Source organism: Ruegeria sp. CH11 (assembly GCF_056537105.1).
This window is the reverse complement of sequence record NZ_JBQFQX010000037.1, coordinates 1-6,651: the sequence shown is the minus strand read 5'-3', so window position 1 is coordinate 6,651 and position 6,651 is coordinate 1. Positions and strand designations below refer to the sequence as shown.

Annotated in this window: 6 protein-coding genes; 4 read left to right on the top strand and 2 right to left on the bottom strand. The window is 56.2% G+C overall.

Features of this window, described 5'->3' with window-relative positions; genetic code table 11:
* Nucleotides 1-600: 600 nt before the first annotated feature.
* The 4 genes from ACR0LX_RS22760 to ACR0LX_RS22745 all read left to right on the top strand — a co-directional run bounded on the left by ACR0LX_RS22760 (nucleotide 601) and on the right by ACR0LX_RS22745 (nucleotide 5,482).
* Nucleotides 601-1,626, top strand: coding sequence for an ABC transporter substrate-binding protein (locus tag ACR0LX_RS22760; RefSeq protein ID WP_480785608.1), 1,026 nt, complete (start codon nucleotides 601-603; stop codon nucleotides 1,624-1,626).
* 90 nt (nucleotides 1,627-1,716) lie between these two features.
* Nucleotides 1,717-3,843, top strand: coding sequence for an ABC transporter permease (locus tag ACR0LX_RS22755; protein WP_480785609.1), 2,127 nt, complete (start codon nucleotides 1,717-1,719; stop codon nucleotides 3,841-3,843).
* Nucleotides 3,840-4,913 (top strand): ABC transporter ATP-binding protein, encoded by a 1,074-nt coding sequence (locus ACR0LX_RS22750; protein WP_480785607.1) that lies wholly within the window; start codon nucleotides 3,840-3,842, stop codon nucleotides 4,911-4,913. Before ACR0LX_RS22755 ends, ACR0LX_RS22750 begins: the two co-directional genes overlap by 4 nt.
* 2 nt (nucleotides 4,914-4,915) lie before the next feature.
* Nucleotides 4,916-5,482, top strand: a complete 567-nt coding sequence (locus tag ACR0LX_RS22745) for a histidine phosphatase family protein (RefSeq protein ID WP_480785606.1) — start codon at nucleotides 4,916-4,918, stop codon at nucleotides 5,480-5,482.
* A gap of 6 nt (nucleotides 5,483-5,488) precedes the next feature.
* On the opposite strand, the gene ACR0LX_RS22740 is transcribed toward ACR0LX_RS22745, so the two are convergent.
* Both ACR0LX_RS22740 and ACR0LX_RS22735 read right to left on the bottom strand, forming a co-directional pair.
* Nucleotides 5,489-6,280, bottom strand: coding sequence for an inositol monophosphatase family protein (locus ACR0LX_RS22740; RefSeq protein ID WP_480785605.1), 792 nt, complete (start codon nucleotides 6,278-6,280; stop codon nucleotides 5,489-5,491).
* A gap of 137 nt (nucleotides 6,281-6,417) precedes the next feature.
* On the bottom strand, nucleotides 6,418-6,651 hold a 234-nt coding region (locus tag ACR0LX_RS22735; protein ID WP_480785604.1), incomplete at its 5' end, for a hypothetical protein.

The following is a 6,651-nucleotide window of genomic DNA, read 5'->3' as shown; positions in this document are numbered from 1 at the left end:
TAGACTGACGGGATGAAGGGAAGGCGGAAGCCTATTGAGTCCGCATCCTGAACGCGCCCAAACGGCGACTTCTTCAACACTATCTCCGCAGAGCAGTCGTTCGACTTTATTGCAGCAAATGACTGCTTTGAGCCCATTGTTGACGTTCGCAGGGTAAGTTTCCTCGGTCATGCAGGGCGATGAGAGCGCATTCACTGCGTGAACCCACACGTCACAAGTGGGGTCAAAATCGGAAGCTAGCTTTCAACATTCGCTGCAAAATCTGCATTTCCGCTAGACAATCTGATTGCCCAGAACACATTCGCCAATTGGCGCAAGTATCAAGCTCCGCGCATTCGAAGGCTATGGATGAGCTTGCGATCTTCCTTTGAATAATGCTTGCAAAGGTGCTCCATTTGGATCGCACTGATTTTGTCGCTCTGCAAAAATCCTTGCGAAACAAGCGTTAGAGTGGTCAGACTTACATAGTCACAAAGAGGAAAAGCCGTACCGAGACTGGTGAAATCAGAAGATGCCACACTTAAGCGTGGCCGCCCTCACAGGTGACATGACGGTTCCCGGCTCAAAGCTGGCAGCTGGATAATTATGGGAGGAAAGATTTTGAAAGAACTGACAAACACACTTGCTGGCTCACTGATCGCATTCGTCGCTTCCATGGGTGCTGCGCATGCTGACAAGCTGACATTTTACTGTTCAGCCCAGGAAGACTGGTGCCAGCTGATGGCGCGCAGCTTCGAGGACGCCACCGGCATTGACGTGAACATGACTCGCAAATCCTCTGGCGAGACCTTTGCGCAAATCCGTGCGGAAAGCTCAAACCCAAAAGGAGATGTCTGGTGGGGCGGTACGGGGGACCCGCACCTTCAAGCGGCCGAAGAAGGTTTAACTATGGAATATGTATCGCCTGTGCGTGACCAGTTGCATGACTGGGCAATTTCACAGGCCGAAAGTGCTGGCAACAAGACCATCGGTATCTATTCGGGTGCGTTGGGCTATGGCTACAACTCTGACCTCCTTGCGGCCAACAACCTGCCCGAACCCGCCTGCTGGAAGGACCTGCTCAAGCCGGAATATAAAGGGCACGTTCAGATGGCGAACCCGAATTCGTCCGGAACTGCGTACACGACGCTGGCGTCGATGGTGCAGATCTTTGGCGAGGACGAGGGGTTTGAGTTCATGAAAGGCCTTCACGCCAACATAAATCAGTACACCAAATCCGGTTCAGCACCCATCAAGGCTGCGGGTCGTGGCGAGAACACGATCGGCATTGTCTTCATGCATGACGCGGTCAAGCAGGCGGTGTCGGGCTTCCCTGTAAAGGTTGTCGCCCCGTGCGAAGGCACTGGTTACGAGATCGGTTCGATGTCGATCATTGAAGGCGCTCGCAACGAGGAAGAAGCCAAGAAGTTCTACGACTGGGCGCTGAGTGCCGAAGCGCAGAACCTCGCGCTTGAAGTCAATGCCTTCCAGGTCCCATCCAACAAGGGTGCGCAAACGTCTGAAAGCGCCCCGGATATGAGCCAGATCAAGCTGATCGACTATGACTTCAAAAAGTACGGCTCCTCTGATGAGCGCAAGCGTCTGCTGCAAAAGTGGGACGAAGACGTTTCGGTGCTGCCGCAGTAAGTGACTGACACTGCGAAAACCAGGACCCACCCGGTATTGATCTTCTGGATCATTGTCGGGTGGGTCGGCTACGTCCTGCTGCCATGGTACATGGTTGAGGATGGCCTTTGGTCATTTCAATGGCTATTTAGTGGCTATCCGTTTGATGAAGATTTTGCGCCCGCTCTCTTTCTGATCGGGCAGGGTGAAAAGCTCTGGCTTGCACCCTTGCTGATCCCGCTGGCATTGCCGATTCTGGTGCTGGGGAAACCTAAATCTGATCCGATCTACGCTAAGACACTGATACTCGCGGGCGCACTGGGCTTTGGCTGGCTGATTGCGCAAGGCTTCGGGATCGGCATTCGCGGCTTCAACTTCGACTGGCTCAAGGCCCTGTTTGGCGAGCCAAAAATCCGACAGTTCGGTATGGGGTATGGCGCGATGCTCTGTGCGTCGGCCTTCCTGTTCCTGCTCACGCAGGGCATCGCGGCGCGCGGTGCAGTCAACGGCGATGTGTTTGTCGTCAGCGCGATCGGCGGCGTCATAACAATCGTCACCGCCTTCGTGTTCTTTCCAATTGCCAACATGCTGTTTTCGGCCTTTGTGACCGAAGACGGCGCCTATTCGGTATCTGTATTTGCCTCGAAATTCTTTGATGACCGTCTTTGGGGATTGGGGTGTTTTTGGGGTGCGAAATGCGGCGCCGCGTGGAACTCCCTCTTTTTGGCCATTCTCGTCGGCCTGATCACCACGGTTCTGGGACTTTGTTTTGCACTTGTGGTTACCAGGTCAGGGTTTCGGTTCAAGCGCGGGATGCGCGCGCTGACGGTTTTGCCAATCATCACGCCCCCCTTCGTAATCGGGCTGGCCTTGATCCTACTCTTCGGTTTATCCGGGTCGGTCACAGTCTTTTTTGCCGATCTTTTTGGCGTGCAACCGTCGCGGTGGCTCTATGGAATGCCGGGTGTCCTGATCGCCCAGACGCTGGCCTTCACCCCCATCGCATTTCTGGTGCTGATCGGTGTTGTCGAAGGTGTATCGCCGTCGATGGAGGAAGCCGCCCAAACGTTGCGCGCCAATAGGTGGCAAACCTTCCGAACGGTGTCGCTGCCCCTGATGAGACCCGGTCTGGCGAATGCCTTTCTGCTCGGCTTCATCGAAAGCATGGCCGACTTCGGCAACCCGCTTGTTCTAGGCGGTAATTTTGACGTTCTGTCGACCGAGATTTTCTTTGCCATCGTCGGCGCGCAATATGATCAGGGTCGGGCCGCCGTGCTGGCCATGGTGCTGCTCTTCTTCACGCTGTCTGCCTTTTACGCGCAGCGCGCCTGGCTCGGTAAGAAAAGCTACACCACCGTTTCCGGCAAGGGGGACGCCGGCGTGCATCCGCTGATGCCCAATGGGCTGGCAATACCCGTGCTCGCCATCGCGACCATCTGGGCGCTGTTTACAGCGGTTGTGTACGGCATGATCATTTACGGCAGCGTCGTCGAGCTTTGGGGCGTCAACAACACGCTCACCTTCAAACACTATGTCACCGCCTTCTCAGTGCGCATTGAAGAGGAAGGCATCCGCTGGACGGGTGCTGCATGGGACAGTTTCTGGACCACCATCAGCATTGCGGCCATAGCGGCTCCGCTGACGGCAGCTGTAGGATTGGTGACCGCCTACTTGCTTACACGCCAAAATTTCGCCGGAAAGAACGCCTTCGAATTCGGAACGATGCTGTCCTTTGCCATTCCCGGTACCGTCATCGGGGTCAGCTACATCCTGGCTTTCAACGTTCCCCCGATCGAAATTACAGGTACTGGTGTGATCCTCGTGATCAGCTTCATTTTCCGCAACATGCCCGTTGGCGTGCGTGCGGGTATCGCATCCATGTCGCAACTGGACAGGTCGCTTGATGAATCCTCGCTGACGCTGGGTGCAAACTCGTGGCAGACGTTCCGACGCGTGATCCTGCCCCTGCTCAAGCCCGCCATCCTAGCGGCACTCGTCTACAGTTTTGTCCGCGCGATGACCGCGATCTCTGCAGTCATTTTTCTGGTATCGGCCGAATACGACATGGCGACCAGCTACATCATCGGGCGCGTCGAGAACAATGATTACGGCCTTGCCATCGCCTATTCCACCACGCTGATCTTCGTGATGCTGGCATCTGTAGGGCTTTTGCAATTCCTCGTGGGCCGCGTGCAGATCGGTCGGCGCACCCAGATCGGAGCGGAAAGAACGACATGACGGATACCAACATTGCTAGTAAAGCCGCGCCGGTTCGGTTTGAAGGAGTGTCAAAAGTATTTGGCAAAGATGTCGTGGCCGTCGACAACATCGACCTGCATGTGGAAGCAGGTAAACTGGTGACGCTCCTGGGACCATCGGGCTGCGGCAAAACAACGACGCTGCGCATGATTGCCGGTCTGGAGATGGCCAGCTCGGGCAGGATCGTGATTGGCGATCGCGACGTGACCAAGCTGCCCGCGACTGATCGCGATGTGTCTATGGTGTTTCAGTCTTATGCTCTGTTCCCACATATGAGCGTGCTGGAAAACGTGATGTACGGTTTGACATTCTCCGGCTTTGACAAGAGCGAGGCCAGATCGCGCGCGCTCAACGGGTTGGAACTGGTGGGCCTCAAAGGCTTCGACAACCGTTTGCCTAGCGAGCTGTCAGGAGGCCAGCAACAACGTGTCGCAGTCGCCCGCGCGCTGGTGCTGGAACCGCAGGTGCTGCTCTTCGACGAACCCCTGTCGAACCTCGATGCCAAACTGCGCCGACAGGTGCGCGAAGACATTCGCTCCATTCAGCGGGACCTCGGACTGACGGTTGTCTATGTAACCCACGATCAGGAAGAAGCGCTTGCCGTGTCCGACGAAATCGTCGTCATGCGTAACGCCGCCATCGCCCAGATCGGGACCCCGCGACAACTCTATGACGCGCCAATCGACCGCTTCGTGGCTGACTTCATCGGTGAAGCGAACCTGATCGAGTGCAAAATCGTCGAAGTCGATGGCGATCAGGCGACAATCGACATCGAAGGACACCGCCACGGCTTGCCCTCTCGCGATTTGCCCGTGGGTCCGGCAACGCTGGCGGTGCGTCCGTCCCGCATCCTAATCGGATACGAAACCGGCATCCCGGCACAAGTCTCCAAGGCTACCTATGTCGGCGTGCGCATGGAATACACGCTGACCGGCGCATTCGGACAGGTGTTTGCCGTGCAGGACGACGTGGATGACCCTTTGCAACCGGGCGCTGACGTCAAAATGGCTTTTGCAGACCGGGGACCGGTTTTGCTGCCAAAGGGCTGACATTGCCGAAACTCGTTATCATTTCGCACCCTGAAGTGGTCATGAACCCAGAGATCGCAATCACCAATTGGGAACTAAGTGAGGTGGGCCGCACCCGGGCCGCAGCATTTGCAAATGCGCCGATCATGGCCTCGGTCAGCGCCATCTGGTCCAGCACCGAACGCAAGGCAGAACAGACAGCTGCGATCCTGGCCAAACCGCACGGCCTTGAGGTGAAGGTAAACCCGGCGCTGGGCGAAAACGACCGCAGTGCCACCGGTTTCCTGCCACCGCACCAGTTCGAAGCCGCCGCCGATGCATTCTTCGCTGCACCCGACGTGAGCTTTCGCGGCTGGGAAACCGCGACAGATGCTCAGGCCCGGATTGTCGGGGCAGTCACGTCAATCATGGACGCGCACGATGGTGGTGATCTTGCCATCGTAACCCATGGCGCGGTTGGGACGCTGCTCTGGTGTCATCTCTCCGGAGTGCGGATTGATCGCCAGCACGACCAGCCTGGGCAGGGGCATTTCTGGAGCGCTGATTTGGACACGCTGTGCTGTGACACCGGCTGGCGGGCTATCGCCTGAAGCAAATCAGACGTGCCATGCCTTCTCGCAAATTGCTTTGAGATCATCAAAGATCTTTGGTGTACCGGCAATGACGCGGCCACCATCGCGGATCATTTCATTGGCGTCCTGTTCTTCGACGACACCACCGGCCTCTGCGATCAACAGCTGACCGGCAAGACAGTCCCACGCGTTCATATGCTCTTCGACGTACCCCAACAGCCGGCCTGCCGCGACATAGGCAAGCGACAGCGCGCCGCTTGCATTGCGATGATACATGGCCCCGCGTTCGATGATGGCTGAAATGATTGGGATCACCTTTGCCGCTTCGATGCGGTTCGAATATCCGACCGAGACGGTCCCGCTTGCCATATCGACGCCTGATGCGACCTGCATTGGCTGCCCGTTGAGCGTTGCTCCCGCCCCCCGCATGGCGACATAGGTCTCAGCCACGTTCGGCTCGTGAATGACACCGATTTGTGTTTGTCCCTCTGCAACAACCGCCAGGACGATCGTCCACGCCGGAATGCCGTTTACGAAGTTCGTGGTGCCGTCAATTGGGTCGATCACCCAGTCAAACCCGCTGGACCCTGTTTTCGCAGCGTGCTCCTCTCCGAAGATTCCGTCATCGGGATAGGCCTCGGCTATCTTTTCTCGAACATACGTCTCGACATTCCGGTCGGCTTCGCTGACCCAATCCTGAGCACCCTTTGCATCCACCACCAGAGTGTCTCTATTGCCAAAATATCTAATAGCCAACGCGCCTGCTTCTTCAGCCACTTTGGTGGCGAACATACTTCGATCAGAGATGCTATGCACTCGACCCTCCTGCCGTTAAATTCTGTTTCTGATTATGAACAATAGGCGCTGCCGGGGGTCAGCACTACCAAGCAACATCGAAACCCTTTCGTCGATTTCTTCGGATACATATTACGACAACGATATGAAGCCCCAAACTAATAGTGGACAGCGGGCCTATGCAATTGATGTCTCTTACGTGAAGGCCCGCTTTGAGCGCGTTGTAGCCCAAAGCCGATTAATTTCCGACGGTACAGCTTAAGCCCAAAAAACCCTTGACCGACCATAAATGTAGCGACTGCTTTGTCCGGATAGTGTTGAAAAATTCCGTTGATTGGTTTGCCTGTCGCTGATTCACTCGTTTTTGAGAGTGGAGGTGCGGTGATGATGGG

Coding starts and splice junctions, on each gene's coding strand:
- ACR0LX_RS22750 (WP_480785607.1), top strand. CDS start 3,840: ATGACGGATACCAACATTGCTAGTAAAGCCGCGCCGGTTCGGTTTGAA.
- ACR0LX_RS22755 (WP_480785609.1), top strand. CDS start 1,717: ATGGTTGAGGATGGCCTTTGGTCATTTCAATGGCTATTTAGTGGCTAT.